Origin of the sequence: Paraburkholderia hiiakae, from assembly GCF_904848665.1 — a bacterium.
GTDB classification, from domain to species: domain Bacteria; phylum Pseudomonadota; class Gammaproteobacteria; order Burkholderiales; family Burkholderiaceae; genus Paraburkholderia; species Paraburkholderia hiiakae.
In genome coordinates this window covers 150,667-170,335 of the sequence record NZ_CAJHCQ010000002.1, presented here as the reverse complement: position 1 = coordinate 170,335, position 19,669 = coordinate 150,667, and the positions used below count along the sequence as shown (strand labels likewise).

15 protein-coding genes and 2 tRNA genes are annotated in these 19,669 nt (G+C 63.1%); 8 read left to right on the top strand and 9 right to left on the bottom strand.

All coding sequences use genetic code 11. The features are described from left to right. The first annotated feature begins 7 nt into the window (after positions 1 to 7). The gene (locus JMY28_RS04715) at positions 8 to 505 is read left to right on the top strand and encodes a DUF523 domain-containing protein (RefSeq protein WP_201694742.1); all 498 of its coding nucleotides are present in this window, start codon (positions 8 to 10) and stop codon (positions 503 to 505) included. A gap of 8 nt (positions 506 to 513) precedes the next feature. Here JMY28_RS04715 and JMY28_RS04710 read toward each other — a convergent pair whose 3' ends face one another. Then, positions 514 to 1,392, bottom strand: a complete 879-nt coding sequence (locus JMY28_RS04710) for a LysR family transcriptional regulator (RefSeq protein WP_328809370.1) — start codon at positions 1,390 to 1,392, stop codon at positions 514 to 516. A 121-nt stretch (positions 1,393 to 1,513) separates the two neighbouring features. Between JMY28_RS04710 and bla the strand changes: the two genes are divergently transcribed. Next, complete coding sequence (gene bla / locus JMY28_RS04705) at positions 1,514 to 2,389, top strand: class A beta-lactamase (RefSeq protein ID WP_407945474.1); 876 nt, start codon at positions 1,514 to 1,516, stop codon at positions 2,387 to 2,389. Positions 2,390 to 2,539: 150 nt separating this feature from the next. Continuing rightward, positions 2,540 to 4,273: a methyl-accepting chemotaxis protein gene (locus tag JMY28_RS04700; protein ID WP_201694740.1), complete on the top strand. Its 1,734-nt coding sequence runs from the start codon at positions 2,540 to 2,542 to the stop codon at positions 4,271 to 4,273. A gap of 83 nt (positions 4,274 to 4,356) precedes the next feature. Here the strand turns inward: JMY28_RS04700 and JMY28_RS04695 are convergent, their stop codons facing one another. Next, entirely contained in the window at positions 4,357 to 5,778 is a 1,422-nt protein-coding gene (locus JMY28_RS04695) for an aldehyde dehydrogenase family protein (RefSeq protein WP_201694739.1), read from the bottom strand. A 101-nt stretch (positions 5,779 to 5,879) separates the two neighbouring features. On the opposite strand from JMY28_RS04695, the gene JMY28_RS04690 reads away from it, so the two are divergent. The 4 genes from JMY28_RS04690 (at position 5,880) to JMY28_RS04675 (ending at position 8,114) form a co-directional block, all read left to right on the top strand. Continuing rightward, positions 5,880 to 6,827 carry a LysR family transcriptional regulator gene (locus tag JMY28_RS04690; RefSeq protein ID WP_201694738.1) on the top strand — a complete coding sequence of 316 codons (948 nt, stop codon included), beginning with the start codon at positions 5,880 to 5,882 and terminating at the stop codon, positions 6,825 to 6,827. 76 nt (positions 6,828 to 6,903) lie between these two features. After that, positions 6,904 to 7,488, top strand: coding sequence for a TonB-dependent receptor domain-containing protein (locus tag JMY28_RS04685; protein WP_201695178.1), 585 nt, complete (start codon positions 6,904 to 6,906; stop codon positions 7,486 to 7,488). 153 nt (positions 7,489 to 7,641) lie between these two features. Then, positions 7,642 to 7,726: transfer RNA gene (locus tag JMY28_RS04680), tRNA-Leu, on the top strand. A gap of 312 nt (positions 7,727 to 8,038) precedes the next feature. Beyond that, positions 8,039 to 8,114, top strand: a tRNA-Ala gene (locus tag JMY28_RS04675). A gap of 121 nt (positions 8,115 to 8,235) precedes the next feature. Here the strand turns inward: JMY28_RS04675 and JMY28_RS04670 are convergent. Beyond that, entirely contained in the window at positions 8,236 to 8,736 is a 501-nt protein-coding gene (locus tag JMY28_RS04670) for an Lrp/AsnC family transcriptional regulator (protein WP_201694737.1), read from the bottom strand. Positions 8,737 to 8,932: 196 nt separating this feature from the next. On the opposite strand from JMY28_RS04670, the gene JMY28_RS04665 reads away from it, so the two are divergent. Further along, positions 8,933 to 9,949: a 1-aminocyclopropane-1-carboxylate deaminase gene (locus JMY28_RS04665; protein WP_201694736.1), complete on the top strand. Its 1,017-nt coding sequence runs from the start codon at positions 8,933 to 8,935 to the stop codon at positions 9,947 to 9,949. Positions 9,950 to 10,194: 245 nt separating this feature from the next. Here JMY28_RS04665 and JMY28_RS04660 read toward each other — a convergent pair whose 3' ends face one another. The 6 genes from JMY28_RS04660 to JMY28_RS04635 form a co-directional block, all read right to left on the bottom strand. Beyond that, positions 10,195 to 11,670, bottom strand: a complete 1,476-nt coding sequence (locus JMY28_RS04660) for an efflux transporter outer membrane subunit (RefSeq protein ID WP_201694735.1) — start codon at positions 11,668 to 11,670, stop codon at positions 10,195 to 10,197. 1 nt (position 11,671) lies between these two features. Then, the gene (locus JMY28_RS04655) at positions 11,672 to 14,890 is read right to left on the bottom strand and encodes an efflux RND transporter permease subunit (protein WP_201694734.1); all 3,219 of its coding nucleotides are present in this window, start codon (positions 14,888 to 14,890) and stop codon (positions 11,672 to 11,674) included. 11 nt (positions 14,891 to 14,901) lie between these two features. Then, positions 14,902 to 16,188, bottom strand: coding sequence for an efflux RND transporter periplasmic adaptor subunit (locus JMY28_RS04650; protein WP_201694733.1), 1,287 nt, complete (start codon positions 16,186 to 16,188; stop codon positions 14,902 to 14,904). Between the two features lie 411 nt (positions 16,189 to 16,599). After that, positions 16,600 to 16,836 carry a hypothetical protein gene (locus JMY28_RS04645; protein ID WP_236596694.1) on the bottom strand — a complete coding sequence of 79 codons (237 nt, stop codon included), beginning with the start codon at positions 16,834 to 16,836 and terminating at the stop codon, positions 16,600 to 16,602. Positions 16,837 to 17,681: 845 nt separating this feature from the next. After that, the gene (locus JMY28_RS04640; protein ID WP_201694732.1) at positions 17,682 to 18,437 is read right to left on the bottom strand and encodes an acetoacetate decarboxylase; all 756 of its coding nucleotides are present in this window, start codon (positions 18,435 to 18,437) and stop codon (positions 17,682 to 17,684) included. Then, entirely contained in the window at positions 18,434 to 19,609 is a 1,176-nt protein-coding gene (locus JMY28_RS04635; RefSeq protein WP_236596693.1) for a patatin-like phospholipase family protein, read from the bottom strand. The genes JMY28_RS04640 and JMY28_RS04635 overlap by 4 nt, the downstream gene beginning before the upstream one ends. Between the last annotated feature and the right edge of the window lie 60 nt (positions 19,610 to 19,669).

The following is a 19,669-nucleotide window of genomic DNA, read 5'->3' as shown; positions in this document are numbered from 1 at the left end:
ATCCCGCATGCTCCACCGAATACTCGTTAGCGCTTGTCTGCTTGGCCGTCCGGTTCGTTACAACGGCTCGGCAAAAACCGTTGCGCATGCACTGATCGAGCAGTGGCAGCGTGAGGGGCGCCTCGTGCCGGTCTGCCCTGAAGTGGCTGGCGGGTTCGGCGTGCCCAGGCCGCCTGCGGAGATCGCGGATGCCGCCTCAGGTGCCACCGTGCTGGAGGGGAGCGCGCGCGTGATCGACGTGCGCGGCGAGGACGTTACCTCGCAGTTCGTGGGGGGCGCGCACGTGGCGCTCGAACTCGCGCTCGCGCACGACTGCCGCTTCGCATTGCTCGTGGACGGCAGTCCTTCATGCGGTAGCCGTGCCATTTACGATGGCAGCTTTGCGGGCCGCAAACATGCGGGCGCGGGTGTGACGACTGCGTTGCTGCGCCAGCACGGCATCGAGGTTTTCGCGGAGACGGAAATCGATGCGCTTCATGCGCGGCTCTTGCAAGCCGGCGCGTAACGCAACATTCACGCGTTCTCGCCGCTACCGGCCTCCTTCACGATCCATTGATTGAACGCGCGCATGGCGGACGTCGCCGTTTTCCCCTTCTGCGACGTGAGCCAGTAGCTGCCCGCTTGCACCTCGATATCGAAGGGCCGCACGAGCCTGCCCGCCGCGAGATCGCGCTCGAACATCGAAACCGGGGCGAGCGCGATGCCCGCGCCCTGCATCGCCGCTTCCACCATGAGCCGCGACGAATCGAACACGGGCCCGCGCACCGGACGCGGCGCGAGCCCGGCGGCTTCGAACCAGAGCGTCCAGTCGTCGGCGCGATACGAGCGCAGCAGCTTTTCGTTGGCGAGATCGGCGGGCCTATGCAGGCGTTGCGCGATATCGGGCGCGCAGAGTGCGGCGAGCGGCGCGTCGAATAGCTTCGCGGCGCGCGAACCGGGCCAGGTGCCGTCGCCGAACCGAATGGCGAAGTCGAGTCCTTCGCCCGCCAGATCGACGAGATTGTTGTTCGTCATGATGCGCAGCTCGACGAACGGATGCGCGTCGTGAAACGACTTCAGGCGCGGCATCAGCCATCCCACTGCGAAAGTCCCCACGGCGCCCACGGTCAGCACCTCGTGAAAGTGGCCGCCCTCGAACTGCCGCAACACGGCTTCGATGCGATCGAATGCGTCGGTGAGCACGGGGCGCAGCGCGAGCCCTTCGTCGGTGATCGCAAGACCGCGCGGCAGGCGCTTGAAGAGCGTCGCGCCAAGCCGCTCCTCCAGCATGCGGACCTGCTGGCTCACGGCCGCCTGGGTCACGTTCAGCTCGCTCGCCGCGCGCGTGAAACTTAAGTGACGCGCCGACGATTCGAAGGCGCGCAAGGCATTGAGGGGCAGATGCGGTCGCATGATCGAGCCATAAGTTTTTCTGGGGCGTGGCGCAATTTATCATCGTTTGTCACTTCACGGAGAACACGCGATAGTGGCGGCTCTTCAGGGAGAAGCCATGATCACACGACGTAGATTCACGATGACGGTATTAGGCGGTGCGATAGCTGGCGTTGCATCTCAGGCGTTCGGCGCGACGGCCGCGAGCGCGGCGAAGCCGCCGCAAGCGGGCACGCTGGAAAAGCAGCTTGCCGCCATCGAGGCGCAGGTGGGCGGCCGGCTCGGCGTGTCGATACTCGATACGGCGAGCGGGCACGTGCGCGGCTGGCGCCTGCACGAGCGTTTCCCGATGTGCAGCACGTTCAAGGTGTTGCTCGCATCGGCCGTGTTGACGCGCAAGGATCATGGCAAGGAAGACCTTGCGCGCAAGGTCGTGTATGCGCATGCACAAGTCGTGTCGTATTCACCGGTGAGCGGCCCGCGCGCGGGCGGCGAGGGCATGACGGTCGCCGAGCTGTGCGAAGCCGCGCTCACGCGCAGCGACAACACGGCGGCGAACCTGCTGCTGGAGAGCATCGGCGGTCCGGCCGCGATTACGGCCTTCGCGCGCAGCCTTGGCGACCCGGTCACGCGCCTCGACCGCAACGAAACCACGCTCAACGAAGCGATACCGGGCGACCCGCGCGATACGACCACGCCCGCCGCCATGGTCGGCAACCTGCGCGAATTGCTGCTGGGCGAGCGTCTTTCCGCGGCTTCGCGCGAGCAGCTCATTGCATGGCTGGTCGCCAACAAGACGGGCGACGCGCGTTTGCGCGCGGGCTTGCCGAAGGACTGGCGCGTGGGCGACAAGACCGGCACGGGCGACCGGGGCACGGCGAACGATGTGGCAATTGTCTGGCCCACCGGGCGCGCACCTATCCTCGTCACGACGTATCTCACGGGCGCGACGCGCGCGAGTTCGGCGCAGCGCGATGCGGCGATCGCGCAGGTCGGAGTTTGCGTGGCGCATAGCTGATTCAATTGATATGTCATCCTAATCATATGAGAAGAGACCGATCGTTCGACCAGCGCGTGCTTTCCTTACGTGTTGTTATATTTGCAACATTGACTTAATTTTTTGGCGTCGTGGTCGTCAATACAAGTGACCTCTCACTACGGCGTCCCCATGTCATTCCTTACCAGAATCAAAATCGGCCCGCGTCTCGGCGCGGGCTTTGCCATTGTGTTGCTCCTGCTCGGCGCAGTGGGCGGGATCGGGCTCCTTCAGGCGTCGCGCATATTCGACGGCACCCAGGAAATCGGCGCGAACTGGCTGCCTAGTGTCGAGACGCTCGGCAATTTGCGCAATCAAGCGCAGGACGTACGCCGCACGTCGCTGCGCATGCTGATCGCAAGCGACGCCAGCGAGAAGGCTACGCTGCACGATCAGCACTCGCAGATGATCGGCCAGTTCGGCACGACCTTCGACGGCTATTCGAAGCTGGTTTCCTCGGCCGAAGAGCACCGTGTGGCCGATTCGATCGGCACCGCGTGGTCGCAGTATCTGGATGACGACAAGAAGATCGAGGCCCTCGTCATGTCTGCCGACGGCGGATCGGCCGATGCCCGCGCAGCGGTTTCGACCGCATCGGCGAAGTCGTTCCAGGCCTTGATGGACCTCATCAACCAGGACGTGACCCTCAATCACAACGGCTCGACCGCCGAAGTCGCCATGGCGAAGGCGGCGTACCACAGCGCGTTCGCCTGGACCATCGCGCTGCTCGTGCTCGCCATTGGCTTCGGCGCCACGATTGCGCTCTTCATCACGCGTTCGATTACGGGCCCGATCGCGCGGGCCGTGGATGTGGCCGAAACCGTGGCGCGTGGCGACCTGACCGCGCGCATCGAAGTGGACGGCAGCGACGAGGCGGCCCAGTTGCTCGGCGCGCTGCGTCACATGAACGAGCGGCTCGTCGACCTGGTGGGCCGTGTGCGCACCGGCAGCGAAGGCATCGCGACGGCTTCCGCGCAGATCGCGGCGGGCAACACCGACCTGAGCCAGCGCACCGAAGAGCAGGCCGCTTCGCTCGAAGAAACGGCGGCGAGCATGGAAGAGCTCACGGCAACGGTCAAGCAGAACGCCGATAACGCGACGCAGGGCAACACGCTGGCGGGCCAGGCCTCGCAAACGGCCACGCGCGGCGGCGAAGTGGTGGGCCGTGTGGTCGATACCATGCGCGATATCGCGAACAGCTCCGAACAGGTCGCGCAGATCATCTCGGTGATCGAAGGCATTGCGTTCCAGACCAACATCCTCGCGCTCAACGCGGCTGTGGAAGCGGCGCGAGCCGGCGAGCAGGGCCGCGGCTTCGCGGTCGTGGCGGGCGAGGTGCGCACGCTCGCACAGCGCAGCGCGACGGCGGCGCGCGAAATCAAGGAACTCATTAGCGTATCGGTCGAGCGCGTGAACAACGGCACGGCGCTCGTGGACGACGCGGGCCGCACGATGGGCGAGATCGTGCAATCGGTCAAGCGTGTTGCCGACCTCATGAACGAGATTTCGGCCGCATCGGGCGAGCAGCGCACCGGCATCGAGCAGGTCAACCAGGCCGTCACGCAGATGGACGAGGTCACGCAGCAGAATGCGGCGCTAGTCGAGGAAGCTTCGGCGGCGGCGCAGTCGATGTCCTCGCAGGCGGCGGCGTTGCGCGAGCTGGTATCGATGTTCAACATCGGCGCGGCTGGGCGTGCTGCAACGGCGAGCATCGCACCGACAACGAAGATAGTTGCGAGCGCAACGGTCAAGCGTGCCGCGCCATCGAGGCCCGCGCCCGTGCGTGCCGCCTCTGCGAGCGCTCCGAAGGCGGATCGCCGCGAGCCGGCAACGGCCACGTCCAACGACGACTGGCAGACCTTCTGATGTAGAGCGCCTCAAGCGCAGTTCAAACGCCCCGGTTAGCAGCGCAACCGGGGCGTTTGCCATTTTGCGCGGCTAGCGGCGCATCAAAACACGCCGAGCGTGGACTTCGGCTCCAGAAACGCTTCGATCCCGAAGGTGCCGTACTCGCGCCCGATTCCCGATTGCTTGAAGCCGCCGAACGGCGCGGCCGGTTCATGCGTGAGCGTGTTGACGAGCACGCGGCCGGCTTCGATCTGCGCGGCCACGCGGCGCGCGCGCTCGATATCGGGCGAAAGCACATAGGCTTGCAGGCCATACGGCGTATCGTTTGCGATCTCGATGGCGTGTTCGGTGTCGCGATACGCGATGATCGAAAGCACCGGCCCGAAAATCTCCTCACGCGCGATGGTCATGTCGTTCGTCACGCCGCTGAACACGGTGGGACGTACGAACCATCCCGATTCGATGCCCTCGGGCCGCCCCGCGCCACCCGCAATCAGATGTGCGCCTTCGTCGATGCCGATGCGGATATACCGCTGCACGCGCTCCCATTGCTTCTGACTCACCATCGGGCCGACGCTCGTGTGCGTGTCGCGCGGATCGCCCGATTGAATCTGCGCCACGGCCTTCGCGACGCTCGCTTCGAACTCGACGAGCCGCGACTGCGGCACCAGAATGCGCGTGCCCGCAATGCACGCCTGTCCACTGTTCATGAAGCCGGCCTGCAGCGCGAGCGGCACGGCTTCGTCGAAATTCGCGTCGTCCAGCACGATGACCGGCGACTTGCCGCCCAGTTCGAGCGTCACGCGCTTGAGCGTTTCGGCTGCCGTGCGCAGGATCGTCTTGCCGACCGCAGTCGAGCCCGTAAACGAAATCTTGGCGACGTCGGGATGCTCGGCGATGCGCGCGCCCACGGTGTCGCCACGGCCCGTGACGATGTTGAAGAGGCCCGCGGGCAGGCCCGCCGAATGCAGCGCCTCGGTCACGATGCGCGTCTGGATCGCGCTCATCTCGCTCGGCTTGATGACGGCCGTGCAGCCCGCGGCGAGCGCGGCCGCGAGCTTGCCGCAGATAAAGCCCGCGTCGCTGTTCCAGGGTGTAATCAGCCCGGCGACGCCCAGCGGCTGCATGGTGACCTCGGCTGTGCCCGCGCGCCGCGTGAACGCATAGTTTTCCAGCGTCTTCGCGGCATCGCTCAGCACGCTGGAGGCGTGCTGCGCCATCCAGCGGCCGCGCGAGACCGGTGCGCCGTACTCTTCCACGATCGCGTCGAAAAGCGCGTCTTCGCGCGCGACGACGGCCTCGTAGAGCGCCATGAGCATCTCGATGCGCTGCGCCTTCGTGGTGCGCGAGAACGCCGGGAACGCGCGTTTCGCGGCGGCGACGGCCGCATCCGCATCCGCCGCATCGGCCAGACGCACGCGGCCAATCACGGCCTCGGTCGCGGGGTTGAAGAGGTCGAAGTACTCCTCGCCGTGAGGGGTGACGAACGCGCCGTCGATATAGATCTTGTCGATGATCTGCATGGCTGCTCCAGAAAACGTGAGTCGATGAGGGCAAGATAGACGCTTGGCATTGCGTTGACTAGCCGTACAATGGTGCATGACCTCTTGAGCGATTCGGGATAATGAAGACATCGGGCCTGGTGGAACTCGAAGCGGTGCTGGCCGTGGCGCGCCATCGCAGCTTTCGTGCGGCGGCGGATGAACTGAGCGTGTCGACCTCGGCGCTCAGTCACGCGGTGGCGGCGCTCGAAGCGCGCATCGGCGTGCGGCTGTTCAATCGCACTACGCGCAGCGTGGCGTTGACCGAAGCCGGCGCGCAGTTCGTGGGCAGCGTCGCGCCCGCGCTGTCTACGATCCGCGAGGCGCTCGATCAGGCGGGCAGCTTTCGCGACACGCCCTCGGGCACGTTGCGCATCAATGCTTCCGTGGGCGCGGCGAAGCAGGTCATGCCCGTTTTCATCGCCTATTTGAAGCGCTATCCCGAGATGAAGCTCGATCTCGTCACGGAAGGGCGCCTTATCGACATCGTGGTCGAAGGCTACGACGCCGGCATTCGTCTCGCCGATATCGTGCCGCAGGACATGATCGCCGTGCCTTTTGGCGATCGTCAGCGTTTCGCGGTGGTTGGTAGTCCAGAATACTTTGCGAAACATAAACCGCCGCGCACGCCCGCCGATCTCAAGTCGCACCCCTGCATACGCAGCCGCATGCCCAGCGGGCAAATCTACCAATGGGAGTTCGAGCGGCGCGGGCAGGCCGTGCGCGTGGACGTGGAGGGTGCGTTGACGCTCGACGAGCCGGGTCTCATGCTCGCGGCCGCACGCGACGGACTCGGCCTCACGTATTTGACCGAATGGAACGTGAACGCCGACCTGGAGGCGGGCACGCTCGTGCGCGTGCTGGAAGACTGGACGCCGCCGCTCGACGGACTCTGCCTTTACTACCCTGGGCGGCGGCACGCGCCGGCGGGACTACGCGCGCTGATCGAGACGATCCGCGAACACGCCGACGCCGTGCGCAAGCGCGCGCCGGTGAAAAAGAGCCGGCGTGGGCCTGCTGCCGGGCGCTGATCGCGTCGCACGAAGCAACGCCTGCAGCACCGTGAAGCAGGCGGTGTGAGCGCCTGAAGGTACGCCGAGCTCCGACATCAACCACACCTCGCCCTCGGGCAGCATTACCTACCGCATCACGCCGCAGACGAGCGTCTACGCGAGCTACGTCGAGGCGCTCGAATCGGCGGGCAGCGCGCCGGCCACGGCCGTCAACGCAAACCAGATCCTGCCTGCGGCGGTGAGCCGGCAGCAGGAAGTGGGCGTGCGCACGCGTCTCGCCGGCAACACGCTCGTCTCGCTTGCGCTTTTCAACCTCAAGCAGGCCAGCGCAGAAACGAATGCCGACAACGTCTATGTGATCGACGGCAACGCGCGCTATCGCGGCGTGGAGTTTTCGGTGCAGGGGGATGTGACGAAGGACGTCTCGCTCACCGCATCGGCCGTTTATCTCGACGCGGAGCAGATCGATTCTTCCGACCCGACGCTCGTTGGCAAGACGCCGGAGAATACGCCGCACGTCACGGCGAGCCTGTTCGCTGGATATCGCGTGCCGGTGCTCGCGGGTCTTTCGGTGAACGGCGGCATTTATTACGTGGGGAGAATGCGGCCAACCGGCGCTACTGGAGTGCGGCGGGGTCGAATCAGCTGGGCGTGGGGCTCGGATGCACGCTGGAATTGACTTCAACGCTGGAGTTTTAAGCGTTGGCGCAGCGCTTGAAAAAATCTTCGCGCAGGGTCTTCAAAAATGCGCGACGAGTCGATACAATGGCGACCCTTCGAGCCCAAGAGGCGAGAGTGGACGGGATCTTATAGTCCCGGGTTGTATTGGAATGCCGACGTGGTGAAATTGGTAGACACGCTATCTTGAGGGGGTAGTGGCGAAAGCTGTGCGAGTTCGAGTCTCGCCGTCGGCACCAAAATTCTTCCAGTATCGTTCGCTGCAACAGCGTTGTGGTACTGGAGCGGATTGCATTCGCGCGATTTGGCTGCGAATAAGGCAAGAAAGCCGGCTTATTAGCCGGCTTTTTGCTTTTGCGCGGTAATGATAAGGATTCCAAATGAGGGGTGCGATGGAGGACGCATCGCGCCTCGCGTTGTGTTCCCAGGACTGCAGCGGGTGCTTGCGGGCTTGCACGGGCGGCGTATATAATCGCCGCTCTTCGAGCAGGTCCGTTAGCTGACATCGCTCGATCCTGCGTCATCCCACTGGCGCGGAAGCCGTTCTGCATGGGGGTATAGCTCAGCTGGGAGAGCGCTTGCATGGCATGCAAGAGGTCAGCGGTTCGATCCCGCTTACCTCCACCAACAGAACGCGTGGCCTTTAGGCACATTTCAGGCACGTTGCTTCATCATCCTCATTCAAATTCCCGGCATTGCGTCGAAATTTAGGCATCCTTTGTAAAGGATCGCATTCGCGCGTCTACCGTCACAGCGGCAACGCATGCGTCGAAAGAATCTCCTTGAGCACCATGAAGCTGCGGACCTGCCGCACGCCCGGCAAGTACAACAACTGCTCCGCATGCAACTGGTTGAAGCTTTCGTTATCGCGCGTGCGCACCAGCATGAAGTAGTCGAATTCGCCGGTCACGACGTGGCATTCCACACAGCCTGAAACCTTCTGCGCCGCTTTCTCGAATGCGGCGAACGCTTCGGGCGTCGAACGATCGAGCACGAAGCCGATCACGACCAGCATGCCCGCGCCGAGCGCCTTCGGATCGAGCAACGCGACGATTGAGCGTATCAGCCCTAACTCCTTGAGCCGTTCCACACGCCGCAAGCACGCGGGCGCACTGAGCTTCACCTTGGCCGCGAGGCTGACGTTCGAAATCGACGCGTCCTGCTGCAGATGCCTGAGGATCGCGCGATCGATGCGATCCAATGCTGGCGGGTGATTCGGCGTAGCGGGAGATTGCCTGGTTAATTTCATTGCGTCCTTTAATTATTTGGCAAACTAAACATGTTCGATAGCCAAAGAGATCGCTTTAAAAGTAGGTCGTCGATATTTTTTTAGCAAGCTCATTTCGCGGCAGGGCGCCTAACATTTCTCCATCGGATGGCGCACGCAATGGCGTGTTCCGGCCGTCGCCCACGTTCCACATGAGCCCACCTCCCGGAGATATTCGATGAACCTCCAGCGCTTTCCTCGTTATCCATTGACGTTCGGACCCACACCTATCCAGCCGCTCAAGCGCCTGAGCCAGCATCTCGGCGGCAAGGTGGAGCTATACGCGAAGCGCGAGGACTGCAACAGCGGGCTCGCCTTCGGCGGCAACAAGACGCGCAAACTCGAATACCTGATTCCCGACGCGCTCGCGCAAGGTTGCGACACGCTGGTCTCGATTGGCGGCATCCAGTCGAACCAGACGCGCCAGGTTGCAGCCGTCGCCGCGCATCTCGGCATGAAGTGCGTGCTGGTCCAGGAGAACTGGGTCAACTATTCCGACGCCGTCTACGACCGCGTAGGCAACATCCAGATGTCGCGCATGATGGGCGCGGACGTACGGCTCGTGCCGGACGGCTTCGACATTGGTATTCGACCGAGTTGGGAGGAAGCGCTCGAGGGCGTGCGCTCGGCTGGCGGCAAGCCGTATGCGATACCGGCGGGCTGCTCGGAGCATCCGCTCGGCGGCCTCGGTTTCGTGGGCTTTGCCGAGGAAGTGCGGGCGCAGGAGGCGCAACTGGGCTTCAAGTTCGACTACATCGTCGTGTGTTCGGTGACAGGCAGCACGCAGGCGGGCATGGTGGTCGGCTTCGCAGCAGATGGCCGCGCGGATCGCGTGATCGGCATCGATGCCTCGGCAACACCGGAGAAGACCCACGCGCAAATCACGCGCATTGCGCGGCACACCGCCGGGCTGGTCGATCTCAACCGCGATATCAGCGAAAAAGACGTGATTCTCGACACGCGTTACGCCGGCCCGGAATACGGTTTGCCCAACGAAGGCACTCTGGAGGCGATTCGCTTGTGCGCGCGGCTGGAGGGCGTGCTCACCGATCCCGTGTACGAGGGCAAGTCGATGCACGGCATGATCGACAAGGTGCGCCGCGGCGAATTCGAGCCGGGGTCGAAGGTGCTGTACGCGCATCTGGGCGGCGTGCCGGCTTTGAGCGCGTACAGCTTTATCTTCCGCGACGGCTGAATTCAAGCGTGGGTTCGCTGGAGCGCGAGGCGGCGCCTGGCGGGTGCCACGGTCTTTGACTTTGATCACGGCGCGCCGGGCCAGTCACAACGACAATGGGCGTCCTACACGTCGTAGGAGTGCCGGGCTCTCTTGCCCCTCCTGCGAACTCCGCGCCGGGCTTTCCAGCCCGGCGTTTTTTTGGGGAGGGGATTCGCGGATGGCTGTAGCGGTCGCATTTGTGGCGCGTATGAGACCCCCTCGGGTCATTGCGGCGCCTGCGCAACGGGTTGCGGCGTAGTGGGCTGCGCCGGCGGCGGCACGCTCATCTGCTCCGCCTGAACGACCCAGCCGCCGCCCATCGCCATGTAGAGGTTGACGAGGTTCGTCAGCGTCGCAGCCTGTGTCTGCGTTTGCTGCAGCTCCGCGTTGAACAGATTGCGCTCGGCATCGAGCACCTCCAGGTAGCTCGTATAGCCGCCCTCGTAACGCAGCCGCGCAAGCCGCAGATATTTGCGCAGCGAGGTGATCTGCTGGCTCTGAATCTCAAACTGCTCGCGTGACTTTTGCACCCCGATCAGCGCGTCGTTGACCTGCTGGAACGCAACCTTGATCGCGTTTTCGTAGGCGAACAGCGCCTCCTGCTGCCGTGCCTCGGCCTGCTTGTTCTGGCCGTAGATGTTGCCGCCCGTGAAGATCGGCATCATTGCCGAGCCGGCAAACGTCCATACCCGCGCAGGTCCGGTGAAGAGATTGGAGAACTGCGTGCTCACTGATCCGAAGAGCCCCGTGAGCGAGATTTGCGGGAAATACAGCGCGCGCGCCGCGCCAATCAGCGCATTTTGCGCGACCAGATTCTGCTCAGCCTGCAGCAAGTCGGGCCGGCGTTCGAGCAGGTCCGACGGCATGCCCTCAGGCACGGCGGGCGTCGAGAGATCCACCAGTGCGCGGCCGCGCAGGATCGGCTCCGGATTGCTGCCGAGCAGCACCGAGAGCGCGTCTTCCTGCTGCGCGATCTGCTGCTCGAATTGCGGGATGGTCGCCTTCGTCGCCGCATAGTCGGACTGGCTTTGGGCAAGCTCCATATCCGAGGTCTGTCCGAACTGCTGGCGCAGCGTGAACACGTGCACGGAATCGGCCCGGCTCGCGGTCGTGCTCTGTGCGATCTCAAGCTGCATATCGAGGCTGCGCAGCGTGATATAGGACGTCGCGACCGATGCGACGAGCGTCAGGATCGTCGCGCGGCGGCTCTGCTCAGCCGAGTTCACGTTTGCACGCGCCGCCTCGGTTTCGCGCCGGACCTGGCCAAACAGGTCGATGGTCCAGAAGGCCGACACGCTCGGCTGGAACTCGTTGAAGACCGGCGAGACGCCGGCGGGTATCGGCGTCGGCCCGTCCTGCGATGCGCGCTCGCGCGCCGCGCTGAAACCGACGCTCGCCTGCGGGAACAGTGCCGAACGGGTGCTCACGAACTGGCCCATGAACTCGTCGACACGCGCGGCCGCCTGCTTCACGTTGAGGTTGTTCTCGAGCGCGGTCTTCACCAGGTCGTTCAGTACCGGGTCGTCGAACTGTTCCCACCACGTGGTGTTGGCGACGTCGGCCACGTCCGGGTACGCAAACCGGTACGTTGCCGGCACGTCCACTTTCGGCCGCTCGTAGTTGGGGCCGAGCAGACAGCCGTTCAGCAAGCCCATCACCAGGACCGGCGCGGCGACGCGCGCAAAGGCGGCGGCTCGCATGTCAGTCGTCCTCACGCCGCACGGACGGCGTGACCGTAGGCGAGCCAGAGCCGCCGGACGCGGGCGGCGGCGTTCCGCTGCCCGGCGCGGGTGTTTCCTTGCCGCCGTCCTTGCGCGAACCAAGCGACTCGATCCCCCAGTAGAACATTGGAATGAAGAACACGGCGATCGCGGTCGCGCCCAGCATCCCGCCGATCACGCCTGTGCCGATCGAATGGCGGCTGTTCTGCGAGGCGCCCAGCGCAATGGCGAGCGGCACACAGCCGAGGATGAACGCAAGCGAAGTCATCACGATCGGCCGCAGGCGCTCTTTCGCGGCGGTCAGCGCAGCGTCGTACGGCGTCTTGCCTTCCTCCCGGTTCAGCACGGCGAACTCGAAGATCAGGATCGCGTTCTTCGCGGCGAGCGCGATCAGCATGGTGAGCCCGATCTGGAAGTACACGTCGTTGTTCAGGCCGCGCAGCAGGATCGCGAGCAGCGCGCCGAAAAGGGCGAATGGCACCGCCATGAGCACGCCGACTGGCAGCGACCACTTCTCGTATTGCGCGGCGAGGATCAGGAACACCATGATGATCCCGAACACGAACACGAGCCCCCCGGCCGAGCCCGACTTGATCTCCTCGAACGCCTCGCCGCTCCAGCCGACGGCGTAGCCCGGCGGCATCTGCGCGGCGAGCTCCTTCAAGGTGTCGATCACCTGGCCCGAGCTGTAGCCCGGCGCCGCGTTCGCCGTAATCTTCACCGCCGGGAAGTTGTTGAAGCGCGTGATCAGGTCGGGTCCGGTGACGTACTTGTAGGTCATCACCGCCTTGATCGGCACCATGTTCTGCGTCTTGCTGCGCACGTAGATCTGGTCGAGGTCCGTGGGCGTGAGCCGGTAGCGCGGATCGGCCTGAACGATCACCTGCCAGAGCCGCGCGTCCTTGTTGAACTGCGACACATAAAGCGAGCCGAACATGGTCTGCATCGCGCTGTACACCTCTTCGACCGGCACGCCGAGCGTCTCCGCCTGGTCGCGGTCGACGTTCACGAGCAACTGCTGCGAGCTCGCGTTGAACGTCGTGGTCACGCCGGAGAGCTCGGGGCGCGCCTTCGCCTTCGCCATGAAATCCTGCACGACAGCCGCAAGCTGCTGAATCGAGGCGTCTCCGTGGCTTTCGATCCACATCTCGCTGCCGCCCGTCGTACCCAGGCCCGGAATGGACGGCGGATTCACCGGTATGACGATGCCCTCCTGGATCTTCGAGAGCGTCTCGTAAGCCTTGATTAGCACTGCGCGCGCGTTTTGCTCCCTGATGTTCGAGAACTTGTACCGTTCGTCGAAACCCCTTAGGCCAACGAAGAAAGTGCCCGCGTTGTTCTTGTTCTGACTGTCGAGCAAGCTGAAGCCGTTCACGATCGTGATGCTGCTGACCGCGGGCTGCTTCATGAAATAGTCGGTGACCTTGTCGCCCACGGCCGCGGTCCGGTCGAGGCTCGCCGCATCGGGCATGATGATCGCGCCAAGCAGATAGCCCTGGTCTTCGGGCGGCAAGAAAGCACCCGGGATCGACTTCCCCATCAGGACAGCGAGCGCAATCACGGCGGCGAAAACGATGAACCCCATCACGTAACGCCTGATCATGAACTGCACGGCGCGCCCGTAGCCGGACGTCATCCGCTCGAACTGATTGTCGAACCACCGGAAGAAGCCCCGCTTCTCGTGGTGCGTGGGCTTGAGCAGGATGGCGGCAAGCGCCGGAGATAGCGTGAGCGCCACGATGCCCGAGAACACCACCGAGATCGCGATCGTGATCGCGAACTGCTTGTACAACTGTCCTGTGATCCCGCCGAGGAACGCAACCGGCACGAACACCGCGCACATGACGAGCACAATCGCGATGACCGGGCCCGACACCTCGTCCATCGCTCGCTTGGCCGCCTCTTTCGGACTGAGCTTGAAGACGGTCATATTGCGCTCGACGTTCTCGATGACGACGATCGCGTCGTCCACAACGATGCCGATCGCGAGCACCATCCCGAACAACGTCAGCATGTTGATCGAGAAGCCCAGCGCCGCCATCCCCATCGCCGTGCCGACGATCGACACCGGCACCGCCAGCACCGGTATGAGCGTGGCGCGCAGGCTCTGCAGGAACACGTACACGACGATCACCACCAGCACGAGCGCTTCGAAGAACGTGTGGATCACGTCGGCGATCGACGCACGCGTGAAATCCGTCGTGTCCATCGCGATCTGATAGTCGAGCCCTTCAGGAAATGCCGTCTTTAGCTCGGCGAGCGTCTCGCGGACCTGCTTCGAGACATCGAGCGCATTCGCGCCCGGCTGCTGGTAGACCGCGATGATCGTCGCCGGCTTGCCCTGGTAGGTAGTGCGGTTGGAATAACTCTTCTGACCGAGCTCGGCCCGGCCGATGTCTTTCAAGCGGACGATCGCCGCACCGTTGCTCGCTGCGCGGATGATGATGTCGTCGAACTCGGCGGGCGTCGCGAGCCGCCCGGTGGTTGTCACCGCGAATGACTGCTCGACCGGGTTGCCGGTTGGCGCCTGGCCGACGGTGCCCACCGCGAATTGCTGGTTCTGACCGCGCACGGCGTTCTGCACGTCGCCGGCGGTGATGCCGAGCTGCGCCATACGATCGGGCTTCAACCAGATCCGCATCGCGTAATCTGGAGTGCCAAAGATCGCCGACTGGTTCGCACCCGAAATCCGCTTGAGCGTGTCGAGCACATAGACGTTCGCATAGTTCGCGATATAGGTCGGGTCGAAGCGATCGTCCGGCGAGTAGATCGCGATCACCATCATGAAGGCGTTCGACTTCTTCTGGACCTGGATGCCCTGCGACTGCACCTGCTGCGGCAGCTGCGGCAACGCGAGGTTCACGCGGTTCTGCACGTCGACCTGGGCTAGCTCCGGATTGGTGCCGATCCCGAAGAAGACGTTGAGCGTGTAGTTGCCAGTCGACGAGCCGGACGAATACATGTAGATCATGTTGTCCGCACCGTTGACCTGCTGCTCGATCGGCGCTGCCACGTTGTTCGCGACGACGTCCGCGCTGGCGCCCGGGTAGGTCGCGGAGACCGTGATCTGCGGCGGCGTGACGTCCGGATACTGCGCGATGGGCAGCGAGAACAGCGTCAACGCGCCGCCGAGCGTGATCACGATCGAGATGACGGACGCGAAGATCGGCCGGTCGATGCAGAAGCGCGAGATGTTCATCGAGTCGCCCCTTACTGCGACGCGCCGCTGGTTGCGACCGGCGCCGTCGCTCGCTCGCCTGCGCTCACCTGGGGCGCCGACGCGCCGCCCTTCTCAACGACCGTCTTGCCGCCGCTCTTCGTCGAGGGGAGCGTTGCGGCAATCTTGAGCGGCACCTCGGGCACGACGCGGATCGCGCCGTCCACCACGATGCGCTCGCCCGCCTTCAGGCCATCGTTGATGAACCAGTTATCGCCGTTCCAGTCGCCGACTTCGACCACTCGTTGACGCGCCTTCGACTGATTGTCGACGACCCACACGAAGTGGCTCTTCGCACCCTGCAGCACCGCCCGCTGCGGCACGAGGATGGCATTCGGCCGCACGGCGCCCGACACGCGCGCGCGCACGAACTGCCCCGGCCGCAACGTACCCTTCGGGTTCGCGAGTGTGGCCCGCACGAGGAAAGTGCCGGTGTCGGTGCTGAACGCCGGATTCGCAAAGCTGATGGTGCCGTGCTGGGGAAATTCCGTGCCATCGGCAAGTTCGACTGCCACGACGAACTCGCTGTGCGGCGGGAAGAGCAGCTTGCCGGCTGAAATCTGGTCCTGAAATTTCAGCATTTCGTTCTCGGAAATGCTGAAGTTCACCCAGATCGGATCGAGCTGATAGACATAGGTGAGGAGCCCAGATGAATTGGCGATGAGATAGCTTCCGTCCTGCTGTCTTGCATAGCTCGCGAGACCGTCCAGGGGCGACTTGATCGTCGTGTAGCCGAGGTTGAGCTCCGCCGTCTCCACCTGCCCTTGCGCGGAGATCACCGCGGCTTGCGCCTGCTTCTCGTTGCCAATCGCGTCGTCGAGGTCCTTCTGGCTCAATGCCTGCTGCGCGGCAAGCGGCTTCACCCGCGCAAGATTCTGCTGCGCGACCGTGAGCCGCGCCTCCTGCTGCGCAAGCTCGCCACGCGTCGTCTGCAGCGCGGCCTGAAACGGCTTCGGATCCATCAGGAACAATGTCTGGCCGGCCTTCACCTTGTCGCCTTCGGTGTACATCCGCCTGTCGAGAAAGCCGTCCACACGCGCACGAATTTCGACTTCACGCGAACTCTGCGTCTGTGCGGTGAACTCGAGATCGACCGGGGTGTCTTGAGCCGCGACCGTCATCACCGTGACTTCCGGCGCGCCGAGCGCTGGCGGCCCCGAGGCCTTCTTGCAACCGGCGAAGAGAGTCAGCGCAACGGTGACGATGATTAGCGGCAGGCGGCCTCGGCGTGCCACAACCCGGGATAACGGTCGATGCTCGGGAAAGAACGGTCCGCTCATGAATGGCCTCCCGCAACGCGCCGGACCTGCGCATCGCCCCGGCACGCACGCGCATGGTCACCTCTTCGTTGCCCGCTTACTGTTCGCGATCCGGATCAGCAAGGGTCCGTCGATCGCACTGGACGCGGCGCTGGCCGAGACAGGAAGGGGCCAGCCGACTTGCCGCTCCCGGACACACTACCCACGCCGGGTATGACTCGCTCGATACATCCCGCCCGATGATTCGCGCAAAAACCAGAATGACGTTCGTAGTCTGGCTGAGGGACCGCGTATGCGGCGCGCTCGAAAGGGCCGCCGGCGCAACCCAGGTATCGGCGTCGCATGGTCACGGCGCCTGTTCTCGTGAAGTCTGCTAGCCGTCCCGGCCAAAAGCAATGAGACTTTGGTCCGATATCCCCAACGCCATGCGCGTCAACGCCGGATCTGCTCGATGTTATTGCCGGCATGTGCGGGATGCTGGCAGCGCCGGTCCAACTCGCCCCGGACTGACGCATCGTTGAGCAAGCGATCGCTCTGCTCTTCGCCGTACCTCAGCCGCAGTAGCGCTTCGATCGCGCGCCAGTCGGCGTATCGGCCAGAGTCGGCCAGGTCGCGCGCATAGCGCAGCATGTAGTCTTTCACCCCCATAGCGGAATTTTTGCTCCTCATCGACCTCTCCAGGTTAGTGGAGGACCAAGGCAGTCGTACGGATTTTGCGAGCCGCGAACCAGGTCCCGGCTCGCTCACCGTGTCGCCACTTCCGATGCGCGAGGCGCTGGCGTTGTCGGTTGCTAGAGATGGATCGGCGCCATGATGCATGCCTGAGTCCAGGCCGAACTGTCGCCGCTTGACATCGTGGCAGCAACGTCTGTTGAACTTAGGTAACGACTACCTTCGAAAAACATGACAATGCCTCGCGTAATCCCAAATCGAGAACCACCGGGTTTCTTGTGCCGATGCACGCATGGATGAAATAAGTGCAGTCAGTTGCAGCCGTGACTGTTCGCTGTCCGATAACAAGTAGCGCCGCCGGGCCCGCGCACGACGCCTTTTCCATTCGCCGTCTTCGCCTCGCCACCACGATTGGTTTGGGTCGTCCGAACACCATTCTGATTTGTTTGGGACGTCCAGGCGGTGCCCGTATTCCGGTTATAGCCGCCCGCCGTCGCCCCGTTGCCACAAACGGTTTCGCCACGGGCATTCCTCGCGCATTCCGCAAACGCGCTTGAACTGATCATTAAGCAAACCACTAGCAACACAGTCTTCATTGCGGTCTCCCAAGGGCTCGGCCTGAACGTGAATGGTGCATGATCGATAAAGCGCCGATCGCCATCCCGTCGTCGTCTCAAAGAGTTTAGGACGCGTGGTCAACGAAGGCCAATGAAGCCCGCGGTGTCAATCCAGTGACGAATGGCGCAATACAGCTTGCCGTAAGCCTGCCACCGACCTCGACTCCATCGACCACTATGGATCGTGCTCAACACGTTCCTCGAAAGGCGCAAGCCGATCTGAACTTACGATGCGGCTTCCCGATCCGCCAGATAGTCGTGAACTACCGTACCCAGACCGAGTGTCAGGTCGGTAAGGATATGGACTCCTGAAAGCACTTCCAGAACTGGCAGTTCAGCGACAGGCGCAAGCGCATGATGAAACAGTTCAAGCGCTGCCGGGCCATTCCATGCGCCCTTGACACTGATGTCTTCGCAAAAGTACCGCACAAGTTCGCAAACTCGGGGGGATCCGTCCACATGGGGAATAATCTTGAGCAGGTAGTTGGGTGCGGAGAGTGACGCCAGGATCTGGTCGTGAGGCGCGGGACGATACTTGTAGCCCATCGTCGCCACCGCAATCGGCACGGGCCCGTAGCGCAACACGCCGCCGATCGTGTCTTTCTCGACCCGCAGTTGCGGACTCGCGAGCTTCTTGGGGAAGCCCCAGATTTCCCGACCACCGGCGATGGGTGCCATGTCGTCGAGGAACATCGCGTGCACGTACCCACCAGTGTGTCCCTGAAAACTTACCGGGATGACCTGTCCGGCTTCGGTGTAGTCGCCAAAGCCAGTGGAGTTCGGCATCCGGATGAACTCAAATTTGACTATGGGATCAACCATCTCGAGCGGGCCGGGTATGACCTTCTTCAACCTCTCCGGATCAGTCCGATAGGTGATGATAAGAAATTCCCGATCCACGAATCGGTAGGGACCCGGTGGATAGGCGGGACTCGTGAGTGGCATGGCAAAGGCGCGCTCTCTTACCTCGGATTCCGTCATGGTGCTTTCTCCTGATGTTGTGATTCGACCGGTGTCAGGTCGAATACACGAATTCCATAAGCAAGCTCGACCACATCCTCCCAGGCTTTCCGCGCAACTGCATCGTGCACGTCGCCGAGGCCGCCCTGCCATAGTTCGTCAATGGTGGCGCGTGAAAACTCGTAATCCTTGAAGTCCGAAGAGCCGGTGTTGTGGCGGTTGGTCATATGAACCAGGGCGACCGCGCCTCGCGTGCTCACCGCCGCCAACCGCTGTGCGTCCGGATCGTCGCGCATCGCTTCGGGAAGCTTGTCCAGCAGACGGCGTAGCGCAGTGCGCAACTCCTCGGTCTTTTTGATATGCGCCGAACTGAAGCGCGCTTTGCTCGCGTATTGAATGTCCTTGAGGCGCTCCTGAACTTGCTGGAGATTTTCGGGAAAGTGGCCAGAGCCGGTGAACACATCGACCTGCAATACGAGCGCGCTCTCCCGATAAGCCTCATCGACGACGTACCACATCGGTGTATTGGATGAGATTCCTCCGTCCCAATACCACTGTCCCTCTATCAATACAGGAGGGAACCCCGGAGGTAATGCGCCGCTCGCCATGACATGCTCCGGGCCTATCCTTGTTTTGGTATTGTCGAAATAGACTGATTCCCCCGAGCACACGTTCACCGCCCCGAGCGAAAGACGAATATCGCGCCGGTTGATCAGATCAAAATCGACAAGTTCCTCGAGCGTTCTCTTAAGAGGGTGAGTGTCATAAAAGCTGAGGGCATCGGGCGTGCCATGAACGGCCATGAACGGCGGTAGCGCGCGCGGCACAAAAAATCCTGGCACACCGAACGTAATAACCGATGCCGCACTCCAGGCATTGAACCACGACCGCGTTGCGCCTGCGGTGGCTTGCGGTATCAGCGATGTGCGGGCCGATACGCGCTCCCAGAACTCGCGTAGCCGTTCAACCCGTTTTTCCGGGGGATTTCCGGCAATCAGTGCCGCGTTGATTGCGCCAATCGAGATACCCGCAATCCAGTCCGGAGCGATACCAATTTCAACGAAGCCTTCAAATACGCCAGCCTGATACGCACCCAGAGCGCCGCCGCCCTGCAATACAAAAACGGTATGGTCGAACCTGGCAAGGCTGTCGACCACTTGAGGAGGCAGTTTGCTCGTTTTGGCCTTCATCATTTCCACCTCGCAAACGGTACGTGACTGCGATTGACACGTCGTCACTAACGAAGCCGACAA